Here is a 19,929-nt window from a genome sequence, read left to right on the forward strand (position 1 = left end):
CCTGGTGCTATGTCCGATCCCGCACCGCCTCCGGCGCCCCGGATAACCGGTGCCGGGCCGAGGAGGCCGCGAGATCGTGGCACCCTGACTCGGGGCGAGTCCGACATCCGCGAGTTAGCACCGCCCCGCCGGAGACGGCGACCGTGGGCATTGGGAGGACCTCATCGTGGAGTTCCACGCAGATCTGCATATTCACTCCAAGTACTCACGGGCCTGCAGCAGGGATTGCGACCTTGAGCACCTGGCGTGGTGGGCCGCGCGCAAGGGTATTCAGGTGGTCGGTACGGGTGATTTCACTCACCCTGCCTGGCGCGAGGAGTTGCGCACCAAACTGGTGCCGGCCGAACCGGGCCTGTTCCGCCTGGCGCCCGATATCGAGGCCGAGGTGCTGCGCACTCTGCCGCCCTCGTGCCGCAATCCGTGCCGGTTCCTGCTGTCAGTGGAGATCTCCACCATCTATAAACGGGGCGAACGCACCCGAAAGGTGCATCATTTGCTCTACGCCCCCACGATGGAGGCGGCCGAGGCGATCACGGCGGATTTGGCGCGCATCGGCAATCTCGCCTCCGACGGCCGCCCTATCCTGGGCCTGGATTCGCGCGACCTCCTGGAGATCACACTCGCCAGCGACCCGGCGAGCTACCTCGTGCCCGCGCACGTGTGGACTCCGTGGTTCGCCGTTCTCGGCTCCAAATCCGGATTCGACGCCGTCGCCGACTGCTATGGCGACCTCGCCGACCACATCTTCGCCGTCGAGACCGGGCTCTCCAGCGACCCCGAGATGAACTGGACGGTGTCCTCGCTGGACGCCTACACCCTGGTCAGCAATTCCGACGCGCACTCCCCGCCCATGCTGGCCCGCGAGGCCACCCGGTTCGACACCGACCTCGATTACCACGCCATCCGCCGCGCGCTGGAGACCGGCGACGGATTCCGCGGCACGGTGGAGTTCTTCCCCGAGGAAGGCAAATACCATCTCGACGGGCACCGCAAATGCGGCGTGCGCCTGGAGCCGCACGCCACCCGCGAGCACGGCGGGCGCTGCCCGGTGTGCGGGCGGCCGGTGACCGTGGGGGTGTCCCACCGCATCTACGACCTGGCCGACCGCCCCCTGGGCCACCGGCCCGAGGGCGCCGCCGGGTTCGCCAACCTGGTGCCGCTGCCCGAGATCGTCAGCGAGATCGTCGGGGTGGGGCCCAAGAGCAAGCGGGTCCAGGGCGAGGTCGGCCGGCTGGTCGCCGAACTGGGCTCGGAACTGGACATCCTGTCGGCCCTGCCGGTGGAGGACGTCGCCCGCGCCGGGGGCACGCTGCTGGGCGAGGCGATCACCCGGCTGCGGGCCGGGCGTGTCGTGCGCGACGCGGGCTACGACGGGGAGTACGGCACCATCCACGTGTTCGAGCCGGGCGAACTGGCGTCCGCCGCCGCGGCCGCCCCGACCCTCTTCGACGACTCCGAGCTGCGGCCGCCCGCGCCCCGGCCGCGCGCCGGCAAGGCGGCCCGGCGCGCACCCGCGGGCCGCGGCGGATCCGGCCGCTCGGGCGGCTCCGCCGGGTCGGACGGAGCGAGCGGGTCGGGCGGCGAGGGCTCCGGCGCCGCGCCCGCCGCCCCCTCCGCCCGCGCGCCCGAGGACACCCCCGCCGGCGGCGAGGGCGCCGCGCCCGCCCGGACCCCGCGCGAGCCCGGCGCGCTCGCCGCCGGCGCCCAGATGCTCATCGCCGAGGCCGAGACCCTTCTGGTCGAGTCCCCGGCCTCGGCCACCGCCGGGGCGCTGGCGGCCGCCTCAGCGCCGCCTACGGCACCCTCGGCCGCCGCGCCAGGGACCAACGTCCCGGACGCGCCGGCGCTGTTCCCCGAGACGGCGCCGCCGGCCCCCTCCGCCCAGGGCATCCTCGACGGCCTGGACCCCGAGCAGCGCGCCGCCGCCGAGACCCCCGGCGGCCCCCTGCTGATCGTCGCCGGGCCCGGCACCGGCAAGACCCGCACGGTCACCCGCCGCATCGCCCACCTGGTCGCCGAGCGCGGGGTGCCCGCCGAGCGCTTCCTGGCGATCACCTTCACCCGCCGCGCCGCCGAGGAGCTGGCCGAGCGGCTGGCCGACCTGCTCGGCCCGGCCGCCGCGCGGATCACGGTCGCCACGTTCCACCGGCTGGGCCTGCTGATCCTGCGCGAGCAGCACGAGCGCGCCGGCCTCTCCCCCGCCTTCGGGATCGCCGACACCGCCCGGCAGCTGGAGGTCGCCGCCGAGGTCGCCGGCTCCGAGCGCGAGGGCCGCCGGCTGCTGGCGCTGCGCGACCGCGCCGAGGACGCCCCGGCGGAGGCCGCCCCCGCGCTCGCCGCCTACGAGGCGCGGCTGCGCGAACTGGACCTGGTCGACTTCACCGGCCTGGTCGCGCTGCCGGTGCGGCTGCTGGAGGAGGACCCCGAGCTGGCCGCCGCCTACCGCGCGCGCTGGCCCTGGGTCAGCGTCGACGAGTACCAGGACGTGGACGAGCGGCAGTACGCCCTGCTGCGCATGCTGACCGGGCCCGAGGCCAACGTCACCGCCATCGGCGACCCCGACCAGGCCATCTACGGATTCCGCGGCGCCGACGTGGGCTTCTTCCTCCGCTTCACCGCCGACTACCCCGGCGCCGCCACCGTGCGGCTGTCGCGCAACTACCGCTCCAACGCCACCATCGTCACCGCCGCCGCGCAGGCCATCGCGCCGGCGTCGCTGGTGCCGGGCCGGGAGCTGCGCGCCGTCGGCGACTTCCTCGACCCGCCGCGGATCGGCGTGCACGCCGCCGCCGACGAGCGCGCCGAGGCGTCGTTCGTGGCGCGCGCCATCGACCGGCTGCTGGGCGGGACCTCCTGGCACTCGCTCGACAGCGGGCGGGTGACCGAGGACGGCGACGGCGGGCTGTCCTTCAGCGACATCTGCGTGCTCTACCGCACCGACGCCCAGAGCCAGGCCATCATGAGCGCCTTCAACACCGCCGGGGTGCCCTACCAGAAGCGGTCGCACGACCGGCTGCTGGCGCGGCCGGGCGTGCGGGCACTGGCCGCGGAGCTGCCGCACCGCGCCGGGGAGACCGTGGCCGACCGGGTGCGCGCGGCGGTGGAGGCGCTGTGCGAGCGGCACGCGGCCGACGCCGATGCGGCGGCCGACCTGCGCACGGCCGGGGAGCTGGTGCTGCCGCTGGCCCGCCAGTGCGGCGCGGACCTGGCGGAGTTCCTGTCGGCGCTGGCCCTGGGCGCCGAGGTCGACGCCCTGGACCCGCGCGCCGACCGGGTCGCGCTGCTCACCCTGCACGCCGCCAAGGGCCTGGAGTTCCCGGTGGTGTTCCTGGTGGGCTGCGAGGACGGGCTGCTGCCGCACGGGCTGCCGGGGGCGGCGCCCGACGACACCGACGAGGCCGAGGAGCGGCGGCTGTTCTTCGTGGGCATGACGCGGGCCCAGCAGCGGCTGTACCTGTCGCGGGCGCGCCGGCGCACCCGGCGCGGCGCGGCGGCCGACGCGGCGCCCTCGGTGTTCCTGGAGGCGATCGACCCCGCGCTGACGATGCCGGTGGACGAGGAGTCGGCCGCCCGCAGGCGGCCCCGCGACCGCCAGATGCGGCTGCTCTGAGCGGACCGGGGGTGGTGGCGGGACCGGGTCAGCGCCCGCGCGCGGCGGCGGGCTCCTCCAGGTGGACCAGCATGCGGGTGTTGCCGAGCGTGTTGGGCTTGACCCGGTCCAGGTCGAGGAACTCCGCGACGCCTTCGTCGTAGGAGCGCAGCAGCTCCTCGTAGACGCGCGGGGAGACCGGGGTGCCCTGGATCGGCCGGAAGCCGTGCCGGGCGAAGAACGCGGTCTCGAAGGTCAGGCAGAACACCCGGCGCACGCCCAGCTCGCGGGCGCGGTCCAGCAGCACCGACACGATGCGGTGGCCCACGCCGCGCCCCTGGACGGCGGGGTCGACCGCGACCGTGCGGACCTCGGCGAGGTCCTCCCAGAGCACGTGCAGCGCCCCGCAGCCCACCACCGCGCGGTCCGCGCCCTCGCCGAGTTCGGCTACGCAGAACTCCTGGATGTCCTCGTAGAGGGTGACGGTGCTCTTGGCGAGCACGCGCCGTTCGCCGGTGAAGGAGTCGACCAGCCGCCGGATGGCGGGGACGTCGCCGGTGCGCGCGCGGCGGACGGTGACCTGGGTGGTGGCGTGCATGTCGCGCATCAGCTTACTTGAGCGGGTCGGGGCCGCACCGGGCGGTCACGCGGACGGGCCGCCCGCCGACCTGTGCGGTCGGCGCGCGGCCCGTGGGGTATGCGGTGGGGGTCGTCGCCGTGCGGGCGGGGTGTGCCCGTGCGGCTAGATGAGCTGCTTGCGGGCCGCCCAGACAACGGCCTCGATGGGCGTGTTCACGCCCAGCTGGTCGCAGATCGCGCGCAGACGGCGCCGCAGGGTGCGGGCGCTCAGCTCCAGCCGGCGCGCCGCGACGTCGGTCGTGACGCCGGTGGCGATCTCCGCCAGCAACTGGAGTTCGTCGTCGGTCAGGCTGACCGGAAGGGGCTGCGCCCCCTCGGGTGCCGGCACCGGTGCCGGCACCGCCGGGACAATGCCCTCGCGCATCAGGGACACGCCGGGGTCCTTCACGGCACGACGTACGAGTGTGGCCTGTTCCACTCCGTCCTCCCTCATCCGTGGTGAGTGCGGAACATCAACTCGTCGCCGCAGCGGCCTGCACGGGGCGGAGGCGCGAGCCTCTTGGCGCGCGGACGCCGACGTTCCCCGCGACCGGTTCCCGGCCTCCGGTGGGCCCGCTCCTCTGGCACAGAAGCGGACACCGGCGAGCACGGAAGCGCGCGGTCGCGGTCGGCGCGATCTGGGACGGACAGATCGCGCGTGGGCGCACACGGCAAAGGATGACAAGAACGCGCTGAAGCCGTGCCCAGCCATCCTCACTCACCGTCATGTCGATCCACTACGGCAAACCTGCGGAGGAATACTCCGCTTGCCTCGAAACGCTAAGCCGAGGAGCACAACCCGTCAAGGTCGAATCGACTACGCAAAGTGACGAGACGATCATCGCAGGTCACAGGCCCATTTCCGAGAAAATCTCAGAGCTGAGAATGACCTGCGAAAAGAACCTTCACTACCGGGGATTTCACGCGCTTTCGGCCCCTGGACCGGTATTCACAACATGGCCCCGAGGACAGCCTTCGCAGGCTGCGACTTTCGGGCTCAGCCGAATATCACGATCCCGCAACGAGATGGGCCGGGGCGCCCGGCACGTGCCGCCGGGCGCCCCGCACCTCACTCGGGCTTGACGAGCGGGAAGAGGATGGTCTCGCGGATGTTGCGCCCCGTGAGCGCCATCAGCAGCCGGTCGATCCCCACGCCGACACCGCCGGTGGGCGGCATGCCGTACTCCAGCGCGCGCAGGAAGTCCTCGTCCAGCTGCATGGCCTCGGGGTCGCCGCCGGCGGCCATCAGCGACTGCTCGGTGAGGCGGCGCCGCTGCTCCACGGGGTCGACCAGCTCGGAGTAGCCGGTGCCCAGCTCCATGCCGAACCCGATCAGGTCCCACTTCTCGGTGAGCAGGGGGTCGTCGCGGTGCCGGCGGGTCAGCGGGCTGGTCTCGACCGGGTAGTCGCGGACGAAGACCGGCTCCTGGATGGTGTGCTCGACCAGCTCCTCGAAGAGGTGCTCGACGAGCTTGCCCTGCCCCCAGTCGGGGTTCCACTCCACGCCGCGCGCGTCGGCGAGCTTGCGCACCGACTCCAGGGGCGTGCGCGGGGTGACCTCCTCGCCGAGGGCCTGCGACACCGAGCCGTAGAGGGTCACCGAACCCCAGGTGCCGCCGAGGTCGTACTCGCGGCCGTCGCGCTCGACCACCGTGGTGCCGAACACCGCGCGGACCGCCTCCTGGAGGAGTTCGCGGGTGAGGTCGGCCATGGAGTCGTAGTCGCCGTAGGCCTGGTAGAACTCCAGCATCGTGAACTCGGGGTTGTGCGTGGAGTCCGCGCCCTCGTTGCGGAAGTTGCGGTTGATCTCGAAGACCTTCTCGATGCCGCCCACCACGAGCCGCTTGAGGTAGAGCTCGGGCGCGATCCGCAGGTAGAGGTCGAGGTGGTAGGCGTTGATGTGCGTGGTGAACGGCCGCGCGGTGGCGCCGCCGTGCACCCGCTGCAGCATCGGGGTCTCGACCTCCAGGAACCCGCGCTCGTCCAGGCCGCGGCGCAGCGCGCGGATGGCGGCCGAGCGGCTGCGCACCATCTGCCGGGCCTCGGGGTTGACGATGAGGTCGACGTAGCGCTGGCGCACCCGGGCCTCGGGGTCGGTCAGGCCCTTGTGCTTCTCGGGCAGGGGGCGCAGGCACTTGGCGGTCAGCGCCCAGGAGTCGACCATGATCGACAGCTCACCGCGGCGGGAGGTGATGACCTCGCCCTCGACGCCGACGTGGTCGCCGAGGTCGACGTCGGACTTCCAGGCGGCCAGGGATTCGGGCCCCAGCTTGTCCAGCGAGAGCATGACCTGGAGGTCGCCGGTGGAGTCGCGCAGGGTGGCGAAGCACAGCTTGCCGCCGGTGCGGTAGAGCATGACGCGCCCGGTGATCCCCACGCGCTCGCCGGTGGCCGAATCGGGCGTGAGACCGCCGTGTTTGTCCCGGACCGCGCCGATGGTGGTGGTCCGGGGGAACCCGAGCGGGAAGGGGTCGGTGCCCTCCGCGCGGATGCGGTCCAGTTTCTCGCGCCGGACCCGCATCTGTTCGGGCAGGTCGTCGTACGATTCGTCCAGCACTCCAGTCACGCCCCCGATCCTATCCGCGCCCGGAGGGGCGCTCGGCCCCCGCGCCCGGGCGGGGCCGGGGCGCCGCAGCCCCGGCCCGCGGCACTCACGTGTTGCGCTGGAACACCAGGCGCAGGCCGATCAGGGTCAGCCAGGGCTCGTGCACGTCGACGGTCTCGCACTCGTCGACCACCATCGGCGCCAGCCCGCCGGTGGCCACCACCGTGACCTCGTCGGCGTCGTCGGTCAGCTCCTGGGCCATGCGGTCCACGATCCCGTCGACCTGCCCGGCGAACCCGAACACGATGCCCGAGCGCAGCGCCTCGGTGGTGTTCTTGGCGATGACGGTGCGCGGCTTGACCAGCTCGACCATGTGCAGCTGGGCGCCGCGCCGCGACAGCGCCTCGACCGAGATGTCGATGCCCGGGGCGATGGCGCCGCCGACGTACTCGCCCTTGGCGCTGACCGCGTCGAAGGTGGTGGCGGTGCCGAAGTCGACCACCACCGCCGGGCCGCCGTAGAGCTGCACGGCCGCCAGCGCGTTGACGATGCGGTCGCTGCCGACCTCCTTGGGGTTGTCCATGCGCACCGGCACCCCGGTCTTGACGCCGGGCTCCACGATGACGGCGGGGACGTCGCCGAAGTGCCGGCGGAACATCTCGCGCATCTCGTGCTGCACCGAGGGCACCGAGCAGCACAGCGAGATGCCGTCGACCGCGCCGGCGCCGATCATCGAACTGCCGCCGATCAGGCCCTGGAGCACCACGGCCCACTCGTCGGCGGTGCGCCGCGCCTCAGTGGAGACGCGCCAGTGCTCCAGCAGGTCCTCGTCGTCGAAGAGCCCGAGAACCGTGTGCGAGTTGCCGACGTCGATCGCGAGCAGCATCAGTGGGCCTCTCCTGGTCCGTTCCGGAGGATCTCAGTGAATGTCCCGGAGATCGAGCGCAATGTCCAGAGCTGGGCTGGAATGGGTCAGCGCGCCGACCGCCAGGAAGTCCACACCCGTGGCCGCCACGGCCGCGGCGTCGCCGAGGGCGAGCCCGCCGCTGGCCTCAAGGCGCGCGCGCCCGGCCACCAGCTCCACGGCTTCGCGCATCCGCTCCACGGTGAAGTTGTCCAGCAGGATCTCCTCGGCGCCGGCCGCCAGCGCGGGCTCGATCTGGTCGATCCGGTCGACCTCGACCTCCAGCGGCACCCCGGGGCCGGCGGCCCGCACCGCCCGCACGGCCTCGGCCACGCCGCCGGCGGCCAGCACGTGGTTGTCCTTGATGAGGGCGGCATCGGCCAGACCGAAACGGTGGTTCACGCCGCCCCCGCAGCGCACCGCGTACTTCTCCAGCGCGCGCAGGCCCAGGTGGGTCTTGCGGCTGTCGCGGACGCGGGCGCCGGTGCCGGCGACCGCGGCCACCCAGGCGGCGGTGGCGGTGGCGATCCCCGACAGGTGGGTGAGGACGTTGAGGGCGGTGCGCTCGGCGGTGAGCAGGTGGCGGGTGCGGGCGGTGACGGTCATCAGCACGTCGCCCCGGCGCACGCGGTCGCCGTCGGCGACGTGTCTTCGGACCTCCATGACGCCTTCGGTGACCAGGGCGAACACGAGTTCGGCCACGGGCAGCCCGGCCACGACCCCCTCGGCGCGGGCGACCACGTCGGCGGTGCGGATCTGGGCGGCGGGGATGGTGGCGGCGGTGGTGACGTCGACGCCGGTGCCCGCGCCCTCGCCGGGCGGCAGCAGGTCCTCGCGCAGCGCGGCGCGCACCCGCTCCACCACGGCCGCCGCGCCGCCGCCGGAGTGGCCGCCCGAGCGGGCGACCTCGGCCAGCTCCGGCAGCGCCTCCGGCGCGGGCTCGGCCGGGGGCCGGACGACCACGTACGGCCGCCCGCCCAGCGCCGCCCGCACCCCGAACCGGGACGCGGCGGGGTCGGCGCCGGCGGACGCCGGGGACTCCGCCTCGGCGCACGCCCGCCGGTACGCCGCGTGCACCAGGGTCAGCGCCACGGTCAGCAGGTTGGCGGCCTCCCACGCCGGGGTGCCGGGCACGGCCTCGGCGTTGCGGGGGTCGGCGGCCACGGCACCCAGCTCCTCCAGCGCCGCCCCGAGCCCGTCCGCGTCGCGGACCACCCCGGCGTGCCGGGACATCACCGCGCGGACGCGCGGCACCAGCTCGGGGGCCACCAGCCCGCCGGGGCCCTCGGGCGCGGCGGCCGGGCGGGCGCTCACGGCCGGGCCGCCGCCCGCGGCCAGGTCCTCGGCGACCCGGTGGGCGAACACCACGCTCTCCAGCAGCGAGTTGGAGGCCAGGCGGTTGGCCCCGTGCACGCCGGTGCGCGCGACCTCGCCCACGGCGTAGAGGCCGGCCACCGTGGTGCGCCCGCGCAGGTCGGTGCGCAGCCCGCCCGAGGCGTAGTGGGCGGCCGGGGCGACCGGGATCGGCTCGGTCACCGGGTCGATGCCGTGCTTGCGGCACGCGGCCAGGATGGTGGGGAAGCGCTCCTCCCACATGGCGGCGCCGAAGTGCCGGGCGTCCAGCAGCACGTGGTCGGCGCCGGTGGCGGCCATGGCGGCGGCGATGCCCTGGGCCACCACGTCGCGCGGCGCGAGGTCGGCCAGCTCGTGGCGGTCGGCCATGAACCGGCGGCCCTCGGTGTCGAGGAGGAACGCGCCCTCGCCGCGCACCGCCTCGGAGATCAGCGGCTGCTGGCCGCGGGCCTGCGCACCCAGCCACAGCACGGTGGGGTGGAACTGGACGAACTCCAGGTCCTCGGCCTCGGCGCCGGCGCGCAGGCCCGCGGCCAGGCCGTCGCCGGTGGAGACCTCGGGGTTGGTGGTGGCGGCGAACACCTGGCCGATGCCGCCGGTGGCCAGGACCACGGCGCGCGCGGCGACCCGGCCCACGCCGTCGCGCTCGCCCTCACCCATCACGTGCACGGTGACCCCGGCGGCGGCGCTCGGCCCCTCGGCGCCGGAGGCGGGGGCCACCGGCAGCAGGTCGGGGACGAAGGCGTGCTCGATGACCTCGATGCGCGGCTCGGCGGCGACGGCGGAGATCAGCGCTCGCTCGATCTCGGCGCCGGTGGCGTCGCCGCCGGCGTGGGCGATGCGGCGGGCCCGGTGGCCGCCCTCGCGGGTCAGCTCCAGGCTGCCGTCGGCGGCGCGGTCGAAGGCCGTGCCGCGCTCGACCAGCCAGCGCAGCGCCTCGGGCCCGGCGGTGACCAGGGTGCGCACCGCGGCGACGTCGCACAGCTCGCGCCCGGCCACGATGGTGTCGACCATGTGGGCCAGCGGGGCGTCGGAGGGGTCGACGACCGCGGCGATCCCGCCCTGGGCCCAGCGGGTGGAGCCGGTGGAGAGCAGGTCCTTGGTGACGAGCACCACCCGGCCGCGGGGCGCGAGTTCGGTGTAGCGCAGCGCGGTGCTCAGCCCGGCGATTCCGGAGCCGACGACCACGACGTCGGTCTCGACGGTCCAGCCCGGCGCGGGCGCGGCGAGCCTGCGCGGCAGGGCGAAGGGGTTGTCCGGCACCGCGGTCCTCCTTGTTCCGCCGCCGCCCTCGCCGAGGTCACAGGGTGAGCGGCACGTTGTCGATCAGCCGGGTCCTGCCCACCCACGCCGCCACGAGCAGCACGGCGTCGCCCCGGTGGTCGGCGGCCACCTCGGTGAAGGTGCCGGCGTCGACCAGGGCCAGGTAGTCCACCGACACCGGCGGAGTGGCCTGAGCTGCCTCGTCGAGGACCGCCCGGGCCGCACTGAGGATACCCACCGGCCCGGTGACCGAGGCGTCCGCCCCGGCCAGCAGGGCGCGCGACAGCGCCAGCGCGCTGCGCCGCTCCTCGGGGCTGAGGTAGGCGTTGCGGCTGGAGGAGGCGAGGTTGTCGGGGTCGCGCATGGTGGGCGCCGCCACGACGGTGACGGGCATGTTGAGGTCGCGCACCATGCGGCGGACCAGGGCGAGCTGCTGGGCGTCCTTCTGGCCGAACACCGCGATGTCGGGGCGCACCAGGTTGAACAGCTTGTTGACGACCGTGAGGACCCCGCCGAAGAAGCCGGGGCGGGACGCGCCCTCCAGGACGGCGCCCATGGGGCCGGGGTCCACCCGCACGATCTGCTCGCCGGGGTACATGTCCTCGACCGAGGGCGCGAAGACCAGCGCCACGCCCTCCTCGGCGCACACGGCGAGGTCGGCGTCGAGGTCGCGGGGGTAGCGCTCGTAGTCCTCGCCGGGGCCGAACTGCAGCGGGTTGACGAACACGCTGACCACGACCGCGTCGGCGTGCTCGCGCGCGGCGGCGATGAGGGAGCGGTGCCCGTTGTGCAGGGCGCCCATGGTGGGCACCAGCGCGACCCGCCCGAGCCGGGAGCGCAGCCGGCCGAGCTCCTCGGGGGTGCGGGCGAGTGCGGGGGCGGGGATGGGGTGGCTCATGGGGGCTCTTTCGTGGGTGCGGGTCCGGGGTCCGGGGGCCGCCGCCCTAGTCCTGGAGCACGTCCAGCAGGCGTTCGGCGTCGTGCGGCTTGAGCAGGCCGGCGGCCAGCGCGCGGTCGGCGGTCAGCCGGGCCAGCGCGATGTAGGCGGGCACGCTCTCGGGCGAGTGCCGCCGCAGCTCGGCGATGTGGGCGGCGACGGTGGCGGTGTCGCCGCGCAGCACGGGCCCGCTCAGGCCGTCCATGCCCAGGCGCAGGGCGTTGTCCAGCGCGGCGCCCAGCAGCGGACCCAGCAGGCGGCCGGGGTTGTCCACCCCGGCGGCGCCCAGCAGGGCGGCGCTCTCGGCGACCAGCGTGACCAGGTGGTTCGCGCCCCCGGCCAGGGCGGTGTGGTACAGGGTGCGGTGCTCCTCGGCGATCCACACGGGCTCGGCGCCCATCTCGACCACCAGCGCCTCGGCGATGGGCCGCAGGGTGTCGGGGGCGGTGACACCGAAGGAGGCGCTGGCCAGCCGGTCGAGGTCCTCGTCGCGGCCGGTGAAGGTCATGACGGGGTGCAGGGCCAGGGGCAGGGCCCCGGCTGCGGTGGCGGGCGCCAGCACCTGGTGGCCGTGGGCGCCGCTGGTGTGCACCAGGAAGGTGCCGGTGACGTCGGCGCCGGTCTCGACCAGGCCGCGCACGAGGGGTTCCAGGGCGTCGTCGGGGACGGTGAGCAGCACGAGGTCGGCGGAGTCCACGACGTCGGAGGGGTCGGTGAGGCGGGCGGTGGGGAGCCGGGCCTCGGCCAGGCGGCGGGAGCGCTCGGACACGGCCGAGGCGGCCACCACCTCGTGTCCGGCGCGGGCCAGGGCCGCGCCCAGCGCGGAGCCGACCCGGCCGGCGCCGACGACCCCGACGCGCAGCCGCGCCGGGCGTTCGGAGTTCTCCTGGGGCCGCATCGCACCTCGTTCCAGTCCACTCGGGTACCGGACATTGTGCGGCCAGCTTACTGAGCGCCGTCGGCCGTCGCGGTCGCGCCACCCCGGTGCGGCGCGCCGCCGGGGCGGTGCCCGGCGGGGGCGGCGGCGGGCGGGGCGGTCGGGGACCGCGCGGGCCGCGCGGGGGCCGGCCCCGTGTCCGGAGGCCGCGGCGGGCGGGGCCGCCGGGGAGGCGACCGGCGCCGGCCCGCGGGGGGCCGGCGCCGGTGCCCGCGTGCGGGCACGGATACCGCGCGCGGGCGCCTGGGGCGCGCTCCGCTGAGCGGGGCCTACTGGTTGCTGACGATGACGCCGGAGTTCCAGCAGCTCGCGCCGGCGTTGCCGAGCACGGCGACCGCGTTGCCGCAGCCGTTGACGGGGACGTCGGCGTTGACGACGGCCTGGTTGCCGGCGACGACCCCGCCGTTGCCGGAGGTCTGGACGTAGTCGGAGGCGAAGGCGGGGGTGCCCGCCAGGAGGACGGCCGCGGAGGCGGCGGTGACGATGCCGGCGGCGAGAGACTTCTTCAGCACGTGGATTCCCCTCTTCCAGACCGGGCGGGGGTCGCCCGGCCGTCGCGGTTGCTGCCTGAGCACGCGCTGTGCTCGGCACCCATCTACGCACACCGACGCCCGTCCGCGCCGCCGGCCACCAGCGCGGATCACATTAAGGAACGATAATGGGACGCTGAGTCGCCGCACATTTCCGGATTTGGATCCGCGTACCGCCCGCTGTCTGCAGCGACATGTGAGAGAGGACACATGCGATGTGCCCGATTTCGCCCGCCGCCTATCCGGCGTTTCGGTGAGAAGAGTTCCGACCCGGTTCCGGGCGGGGCGAAACGAGCACGGGCGTACGCACGTTGCGAATCCATACCGGGACCGCCCCAGAGGCACCGGAACGGGCGTATCGACCGGACACGACCGCCGGACGGGCGGCGTCCGCCCCGGAGACACGAAAGGGCCGGCGCCGCGCAGCGGCACCGGCCCCGTGCTGACCGCGGCTCCCCGGGAGGGCGAGCCGCGGCCGGGATCCCTCAGTTCTTGACGAAGGCGCCGGAGTCCTCGCAGTAGGCGCCGGCGTTGCCGATCACGGCGATGGCGTTGCCGCACACGTTGATCGGGACGTTCAGGTCCAGGCCGAGCTGGTTGCCGCCCAGGATGCTGCCGTTGCCCGACGTCTCCTGCTCGACCTCGGCGGAGGCGGCGGGCGCCCCGGCGATGAACGCACCGGCAGCGGCGGCGGCGATGGCGCTGGCGACCAGGGTCTTCTTCAGCACGTGGTTTCCCCTCCAGGCCGGTCGGACAGGACCGGCCGGCGTCGTTGACTATTCGTAGGAACACGATCACACATCGCGTTCGAAACTCAATCTAGTCACACGCGGTCACGCGTGTCCCGCATTTCCACCAACCCCGCGAAAGTGAATAAGCAGGGGGAATCATTCACCCACGTGCCTTGCCCGCGTTTGTCCGGACATTCCCGCCGATAACTCTCCGTGCATGCCGGGACATCACGCCCGGGGAGTGACACACACCACATCACGGAATCCCGGCCGTGTGTCGCCGCTCCCCCGGGCGGGCGGAGGGGTAGGGCGCGCCGCGGGCGGGCGCCGCCGGTCCGCCCGTCCGCGGCTCACCCCGGCCCGGGCCCGGCACCCTCCCGGCCGTGCGCGCCGCCCTCGGGCCCGGTCCCGCCGGCGGTGTGCGCGTCATCGGCGCCGTGCGTGCCGCCGGCGGTGCCGGCGTTGTGGGCGTACAGCTCGCGCAGGCGGCGCAGCAGGGCCTCGCGCACGCTGTCGGGCGACAGCACGCGCACCGGGGTGCCCAGGCGCAGCAGGAAGCAGGCCAGCCCGTCGGCGTCGGGGCCGCCGACCTCCACGACGGTGGCGCCGGGGCCGTCCGCCCGGTGGGTGCCGACCGACGGCGGGACCAGGCGCACGGCCCGCTCCATCGGCACGGGCAGGCGCGCCACCGCGTACACCGGGTAGGTGGCGGCGGCCCGGGCGCGCGCGACCAGCGCGGCGGGGTCGGGCGCGCCGGCCGCCTCGACGGGCCGCCCGCTCGGCTCCAGCCCTTGGACCCGGTCGCCCCGGAAGGTCCGCCACTCGCCCCGGGCCACGTCCCGGGCGACCAGGTACCAGCGCCGCCCGGCCCGCACCACGCGGTAGGGGTCGACCTCGCGGACGGTGGCGCGCCCCGCGCGGTCGCGGTAGGACAGGCGCGCCCGCTCGCCCCGGCGGCACGCGGCGGCCAGGTCCAGCAGCGTGCCGGGGGCGATCTGCGGCTCGGCGGGCCCGGGCAGGTGCACCAGCGCCGCGTCCATCGCGCCCAGCCGCTCGGCCACCACCCCCGGCAGCACCTGCCGCAGCTTCAGCAGGGCCGACAGCGCCGCCTGGTCGCCGCCCAGGACCCCGCTGACGGCGGCCTCGCGCAGGGCGACGGCGACCGCCAGCGCCTCCTCCTCGTCCAGGACCAGGGGCGGCATGCGCCGCCCGACTCCGAGGCGGTAGCCGCCCCACGGGCCGGGGTCGGACTCCACCCCGTAGCCCAGCTCCCGCAGCCGCGCGATGTCGCGGCGCACCGTGCGGTCGGTGACCGACAGCCGCTCGGCGAGTTCGCCGCACGTCCACGACGGGCGCGCGGCCAGCAGGGCGACCAGGTGGAGCAGGCGGGCGGACGTGGTGATCACCGTCTGAGTGTGCGGCAGCCGACCCGGACCCAACTCGTCCGGGTCGGGTTCTAGGGTCCCTGCATGAACTCCGAAGCCGCACCCGCGGGCGCGCCCGCCTTCCGCTACGCCGCCGTCACGTTCGACTGCGCCGACCCCGCCGAGATGGCCCGCTTCTACGGCGGCCTGCTCGGCCTGCCGGTGGTCTACTCAAGCGACCACTTCGTCCTGCTCGGCCGCGAGGGGGCGCCCGGGCTGGGGTTCAACCGCCTGGCGGACTACCGGCGCCCGACCTGGCCGGACCCCGCGCAGGAGAAGCAGGCCCACATCGAACTGGGCGTGGACGACCTCGACGACGCCCAGGCCCACCTGGTCGCCAACGGCGCGGTCGCGCCGGAGTTCCAGCCCAGCCCCGACCGGTGGCGGGTCCTGCTCGACCCCGCCGGGCACCCGTTCTGCATCTCCACCATGGTCTGACCCGAGGGCGGGGACGGCCCGCCCCGGGCCGCCGCGCGGCCGGCCGCCGAGGCGGTGCGGCCGCGCGGCGGCGCCGTCAGTCGTCGGCCGCGGGGGTGTCGCTGCGCGTGGCCCAGCGCTCGGGGCCGGGGGTCCTCCGGCGGGCGTCGTGGCCGTAGGCCGCCATGCCCTCCACCACGCGGCGGGCCTCGGTGATCTCGCGCCCGGTGGCGCGCGCCCGGATCGGGCCGGGCGGGGTGTCGACGTCGACCTCCGCCACCCCGCGCCTCCGGGCGAGCGGGCCGGCGCTCATCCGGATGGTCTGGGTCCGCGCGTGCGGGACGATCTCGGTGACCTCGCACAGCCGGCCGCGCCGGGCCACGTACAGGTGCTCGTCGACGCCGAGGGCGCCGTCGCGCGGGCGGCCGGTCAGCGCCGGGTGCAGCGCCACCCCGCGGGCGTCGGTGCCGGGGAACAGCTCGTCGACCAGGGCGTAGGCCAGTTCGCGCGGGGCCACCGGCAGCAGCGTGGAGGAGTCCATCTGCCGCTCGCCGACGTAGCCGGCGACGTTGGCCTCGACGCGCACCACGCCCAGCGAGCGCCACAGCAGCGGCTCCACGATCCGCACCGCCTGCACGCGGTCGGGCGGGACCGTCTGCATGCGGGCCTGGAACACGCCGTAGCGCAGCCGCAGGCCGTCCGGCGACAGGGACGCGTAGAAGTCGGTGTAGCGGGTGAGCGGGCCCAGGAAGCCGCGCATGAGGCCCAGCATCAGCGGGATGGCGCCGCCGAGGACCCCGGGCTCGCCCATGGCGAACCCGGCCACCACCAGCAGCAGGAAGAGCATGGTGGCGCCCAGGACCGGCAGCCGGAACGTCATGGCGGCCAGCAGCAGCCCGAACGGGAGCTTGTAGAAGGGCGCCTCGGGCGCCTCGGGCGTGCTGCCCGAGAGCCCGGCGGCGTGGGCGAGCAGCGCGGCGCGGAACCGCTCGGCGGTCTCCCAGCGCAGGTAGCGCAGCCGGATCTCGCTGGCGTCGCCGCCGGCCAGCTCGACCCGCAGTTCGGCCAGGCCGAGGACCTGCATCAGCAGCGGCCGCACGACGTCGACCGCCTGGAGGCGGCTGAGCGGGATCTCGCGCGAGGAGCGGCGCACCAGGCCGGAGTGGACCACGAGGTGGTCCTCGCGCAGCCCGAACGAGGACTGCCACCAGGAGAGCAGCGCGAACGCGGTGGTGCCGCAGGCCAGGGCGACGGTCGCCAGGAAGAGCCAGCCCAGGCCGAGCTCGCTCAGCAGCGGGCCGGGCAGGGCGATGAACACCACCGTGACCAGGACGACCTGGAACGGGACGGTGGCCCAGTGGGTGCGGTGGGCGCCGCGCGTGATGTCGGGCTCGGGGCGGCGCGGCCGGTCGGGCTCTCCCAGGTACCCCGGGGAGCCGGGGTGGCCGTGGTGCGGCCCCTGCGGCCCGGTGGAGGGCGGCAGGAACCGCACGGAGGCGCCGCCGGGCGGCCCGCCCGGTGCCCCGTGGTGGGCCGCGGCGAACCCGGCGGGGCTCGCGGGGTGGGCGACGGACCCGGGGTGACCCATGGGGCCGGCGGCGGTGCCGAGCGGGTGGGGCGCCGGGGCCGGACCGGCGGGGTGCCCCGGCGGCGCCGCCGGGGCGGGGCCGGGCGCACCGGGGTCTGCCGGACGCCCGGGCCCCGAGGGTTCGGGGCCTCCCGCCCCCGGGCGCGGTCCCGCGCCCGGCGGGCCGGCGGTATCCCCCGGGCCCCCGGGGCCTCCGGTCCCGCCGGGACCGCCGGGCCGTCCCGGGGCGGAGGAGTGCCCGTGGGCCCACGGCCCGCCGGGAACCGACGGATAGCCGTGCGGCGAGGGGAATCCGTACGCGCTCGGACCGTCCGGGGCCCCGGAGGACCCGGCGGCCGGGCGGTCCGGGCCCGGAGCAGCCTGCGGACGCGAGCCCGAGGCGTCGTGCGGGTACGGGCCCTGAGCGGGGTGGGGGTGCCGGCCCTGCGCGGCGTGCGGGTACCCGGTGTGCTGAGCGGCGGACGGGTACGGACCCGCGTAGGCGGCGGGCACCGGGTAGGCACCGGCGACGGGCCCGGTCGCGGCGGGCACCAGCCGGGGCCGCCGGCGCCCTCCCCCCGGCGGCCCGGCCCGGTCGGCGCCACCGGGGGCACCCGGCCCTTCGGCGTCCTCGGTCGGCCGCCCTTCGCCGGCGCCCCGGTACCAGGTCACCGCACTGTCCCCGGCATCGTCGCCACGGCCGCCGCCGGCCACGGCCCCTCGGCCCGGCCGGGACCCCCCGTCGGGCTCGGAGCCGCCATCGGCACCGGACGCGGACTCGGGCGGCTCCTCAGCGGATCCGCCGCCGCGCGGCACACCCTCCGCCGGGGCACCCCCGCCCTCCGGCGCGGGAGCCCGGCCCTCGCGCGGCGCTCCGGCGGCTGCGCCGCCTGCGCCGCCACCCGGCGCGGAGGGGTCCTCCCCGCGCCGCGCGAACGGCCCCACGCCCGCACCGGAGGGGTCGGGCCCGCTCTGCACGAACGCCGCGGCCGCCGGCGAGTAGTACGGCCGGTCGACCACCGGCGGCGGCACCGCCAGGTCGTCGTCGCCCGCGCCGCGCTCCTCGGCGCCGCCCGGTCCCCGCGCGCCGCCGGACGGCTCGCCCGGCCCCAGGTCCCCGCCGGCACCGGTCTCCGGCACGGACGCCCCTCCGCCGGGACCGCCCCGCGCGGTTCCCGCACCGGGGCGCGCGGCGGGGGCGTCGTGGCCCTCGCCGCTCACGGGGTCGCGCTCAGGGCCGGTGGGGTCGCCCGCCGCCGGGGACCGCCGACCGCCCGGCGGCACGGCACGGCCCTCGTCACCCGGACCGGTCGGATCCCCGCCGCCGGACGCTCGCCGCCCGCGTCCCCCGGGCGCGCCCTCGGCGCCGAACGCCGACCGGCCGCCATCGGCGCCGACGGTGTCGGGTCCGCTCTGCACGAACGCCGCGGCCGCCGACGAGTAGTACGGCCGGTCGACGACCGGCGGCCGGGGGATGTGCTCGGGGCGGTGGGTGTCGGTGGGCGCGGTGGCCGGCCGCAGGCCCGAGGGGCCGGGCGTGCCGGGACGGTCGGTGAACCAGGCCAGGGTCTGGCCGCCGCGCCGCCCTTCGGCGTCGCCCCAGGCGCGTGCCTCGGCGTCCCGTCCACCGCGCCCGGCGCGGCCGCCGCCCGCTCCGGTGTCGGTCGGGGCCCCGGTCCCGCGCTCGGGGCGCGCGGACTCGGCGCCCTCGGGGAGGGGGCCGGCCGCGTGGTCGGCGCGCGCCGACGCGGCGCCTTCATCGCCGGGGGAGGCCGCGGCCCGGGCTTCGGCGGGGTCCCGGCCGGCGCCTCGTGCGGGCGGCGGAGGGCCGGGCACCGGGTCCGCGTGGGCGGTGCGGCCGTCCGCGGGGCCGTGCTCGGGTGCACCCGGCGGCCGCTCCTCGGGGCGGGCGGGGGCGGCGGTGTCCACCGGGCCGCCGCGCTCGTTCGGCGGGACCTCGGGCTCCGCCGCGGGGGCGGCTTCGGCGCCCGAGGCGGCGGGCTGCGCCGCCTCCCGGTGCTCCCGGTTTCGGTCACCGGGACCGCTCGGTTCCGGCGCACCGGATCGGGGGGCGCCCCTGGCGGCCGCCGGTTCGTCCGCCCCCGAGGGATCGCCGAACCAGCGCGCGTCCGGCGGAAGACCCGCCCCCCGCCCGCGCCCGTCGTCGGGTTCGCGCGGTTCGGACGCGGCGTTGTCCTTGGCGTCGCTCACCGTTGGCTTCCTCCCCGTGCTGGCGGGCCTGTTCTGCGGCCGCTGGTCCTACCGGTCGACGGCATCGGCGCGGCCGCCCCGCTCGCGCGGCGTGCCGGGTCGGCGCACGCGGCTGCCGCACGCGCGCTCCGCCCGCGCGGCGGACTTCGCGGTGCGCCGCCCGCTCCCGGGCAGAACGCGCGGCACTCCGCATACGGTGCCCGAAGACGCGCCGCGATCCCGTGCGGCGCGCCGCTCGGCCCTCTGCCCTCCGCCGCGAGCGGCGGTCCGGACCGGGTGCGCGGGACGCCCTGCGCGGGCGCGGCGCCGCGGCCGAGCGGCCGACCGCATCGGCTACAGCCCCGTCGAGAAGGTCTCGCTCCGCGCCGCGAGGCGGTCGCGCAGGCGCACGGCGTCGTCCAGCGGGAGTCCGGGAATGCGGGTGTCGGCGGTCGTGGCGGCCGTGCGCACCCGCACCGTGGCCATGCCCAGCGCCTGTTCGAGCAGGTTGGAGGTGACGTCCACCACCTGCATCCGGCCGTAGGGGATGACGACGAGCTGGCGCGTGACCACCCCGTAGGTCAGGTAGAAGTCGGTCTCGCCCTCGGCGTGGCCCCACGAGGCGCACACGCGCTCGGCGAGCACCCAGCCCCCCGCGGAGGCGGCCACCAGCAGGACGACCCACACCACGGCCCACGGCCACCCCCACGTCCACAGCGCGGCGCCGCCGAGCAGGAGCGCGGGCACGGCCACGGCCAGGAGGGTCAGGCGCCGGTAGAGGGTCAGGGAGGCCGACACGCGGCTCCACGAGGTGCCCTCGGGCGCAGCGAAGGCGGTCTCCAGCGCGGAGCGCGCGGTGGAGCGGCCGCCGGGGTCGTCGGCGGACACGGCCGACGGGGCGTCGTCGGAGCGCGGACCGGATTC

The 19,929-nt window shown here is 76.2% G+C and carries 14 protein-coding genes; 2 read left to right on the top strand and 12 right to left on the bottom strand.

All coding sequences use genetic code 11. The annotated features are described in order from the left end of the window. Positions 1 to 166 precede the first annotated feature (166 nt). Positions 167 to 3,610, top strand: coding sequence for a UvrD-helicase domain-containing protein (locus HNR12_RS13330; RefSeq protein WP_179767788.1), 3,444 nt, complete (start codon positions 167 to 169; stop codon positions 3,608 to 3,610). Positions 3,611 to 3,638: 28 nt separating this feature from the next. Here the strand turns inward: HNR12_RS13330 and HNR12_RS13335 are convergent, their stop codons facing one another. The 10 genes from HNR12_RS13335 to HNR12_RS13380 form a co-directional block, all read right to left on the bottom strand. Then, positions 3,639 to 4,196, bottom strand: coding sequence for an amino-acid N-acetyltransferase (locus HNR12_RS13335; protein WP_246425070.1), 558 nt, complete (start codon positions 4,194 to 4,196; stop codon positions 3,639 to 3,641). Between the two features lie 135 nt (positions 4,197 to 4,331). Continuing rightward, entirely contained in the window at positions 4,332 to 4,592 is a 261-nt protein-coding gene (locus HNR12_RS13340; RefSeq protein ID WP_179770593.1) for a LuxR C-terminal-related transcriptional regulator, read from the bottom strand. Between the two features lie 684 nt (positions 4,593 to 5,276). Then, a complete protein-coding gene (lysX, locus tag HNR12_RS13345) occupies positions 5,277 to 6,773 on the bottom strand; it encodes a bifunctional lysylphosphatidylglycerol synthetase/lysine--tRNA ligase LysX (protein ID WP_179767789.1) in 1,497 nt (498 codons plus the stop codon). Between the two features lie 85 nt (positions 6,774 to 6,858). Then, a complete protein-coding gene (locus tag HNR12_RS13350) occupies positions 6,859 to 7,638 on the bottom strand; it encodes a type III pantothenate kinase (RefSeq protein WP_179767790.1) in 780 nt (259 codons plus the stop codon). Between the two features lie 33 nt (positions 7,639 to 7,671). Then, a complete protein-coding gene (locus HNR12_RS13355; RefSeq protein WP_179767791.1) occupies positions 7,672 to 10,272 on the bottom strand; it encodes an L-aspartate oxidase in 2,601 nt (866 codons plus the stop codon). A gap of 37 nt (positions 10,273 to 10,309) precedes the next feature. Continuing rightward, positions 10,310 to 11,170: a pantoate--beta-alanine ligase gene (panC, locus tag HNR12_RS13360; protein ID WP_179767792.1), complete on the bottom strand. Its 861-nt coding sequence runs from the start codon at positions 11,168 to 11,170 to the stop codon at positions 10,310 to 10,312. Between the two features lie 46 nt (positions 11,171 to 11,216). Further along, positions 11,217 to 12,107, bottom strand: a complete 891-nt coding sequence (locus tag HNR12_RS13365; RefSeq protein WP_179767793.1) for a Rossmann-like and DUF2520 domain-containing protein — start codon at positions 12,105 to 12,107, stop codon at positions 11,217 to 11,219. Between the two features lie 308 nt (positions 12,108 to 12,415). After that, on the bottom strand, positions 12,416 to 12,658 hold the full coding sequence (locus HNR12_RS13370) for a chaplin family protein (protein ID WP_179767794.1): 243 nt from the start codon (positions 12,656 to 12,658) through the stop codon (positions 12,416 to 12,418). Between the two features lie 503 nt (positions 12,659 to 13,161). Next, positions 13,162 to 13,404, bottom strand: coding sequence for a chaplin family protein (locus tag HNR12_RS13375; protein ID WP_179767795.1), 243 nt, complete (start codon positions 13,402 to 13,404; stop codon positions 13,162 to 13,164). Positions 13,405 to 13,757: 353 nt separating this feature from the next. Beyond that, positions 13,758 to 14,813: a WYL domain-containing protein gene (locus tag HNR12_RS13380; protein ID WP_179767796.1), complete on the bottom strand. Its 1,056-nt coding sequence runs from the start codon at positions 14,811 to 14,813 to the stop codon at positions 13,758 to 13,760. Positions 14,814 to 14,876: 63 nt separating this feature from the next. Here HNR12_RS13380 and HNR12_RS13385 point away from each other — a divergent pair, with 63 nt between their 5' ends. After that, positions 14,877 to 15,269, top strand: coding sequence for a VOC family protein (locus HNR12_RS13385; RefSeq protein ID WP_179767797.1), 393 nt, complete (start codon positions 14,877 to 14,879; stop codon positions 15,267 to 15,269). A gap of 76 nt (positions 15,270 to 15,345) precedes the next feature. Here the strand turns inward: HNR12_RS13385 and HNR12_RS13390 are convergent, their stop codons facing one another. Together HNR12_RS13390 and HNR12_RS13395 are read right to left on the bottom strand one after the other, a co-directional pair. Continuing rightward, complete coding sequence (locus tag HNR12_RS13390; RefSeq protein WP_179767798.1) at positions 15,346 to 16,836, bottom strand: PH domain-containing protein; 1,491 nt, start codon at positions 16,834 to 16,836, stop codon at positions 15,346 to 15,348. Positions 16,837 to 19,359: 2,523 nt separating this feature from the next. Next, positions 19,360 to 19,893 (bottom strand): PH domain-containing protein, encoded by a 534-nt coding sequence (locus tag HNR12_RS13395; protein ID WP_308118912.1) that lies wholly within the window; start codon positions 19,891 to 19,893, stop codon positions 19,360 to 19,362. Positions 19,894 to 19,929: the final 36 nt, after the last annotated feature.

Origin of the sequence: Streptomonospora nanhaiensis, assembly GCF_013410565.1 — a bacterium.
GTDB classification, from domain to species: Bacteria; Actinomycetota; Actinomycetes; order Streptosporangiales; family Streptosporangiaceae; genus Streptomonospora; species Streptomonospora nanhaiensis.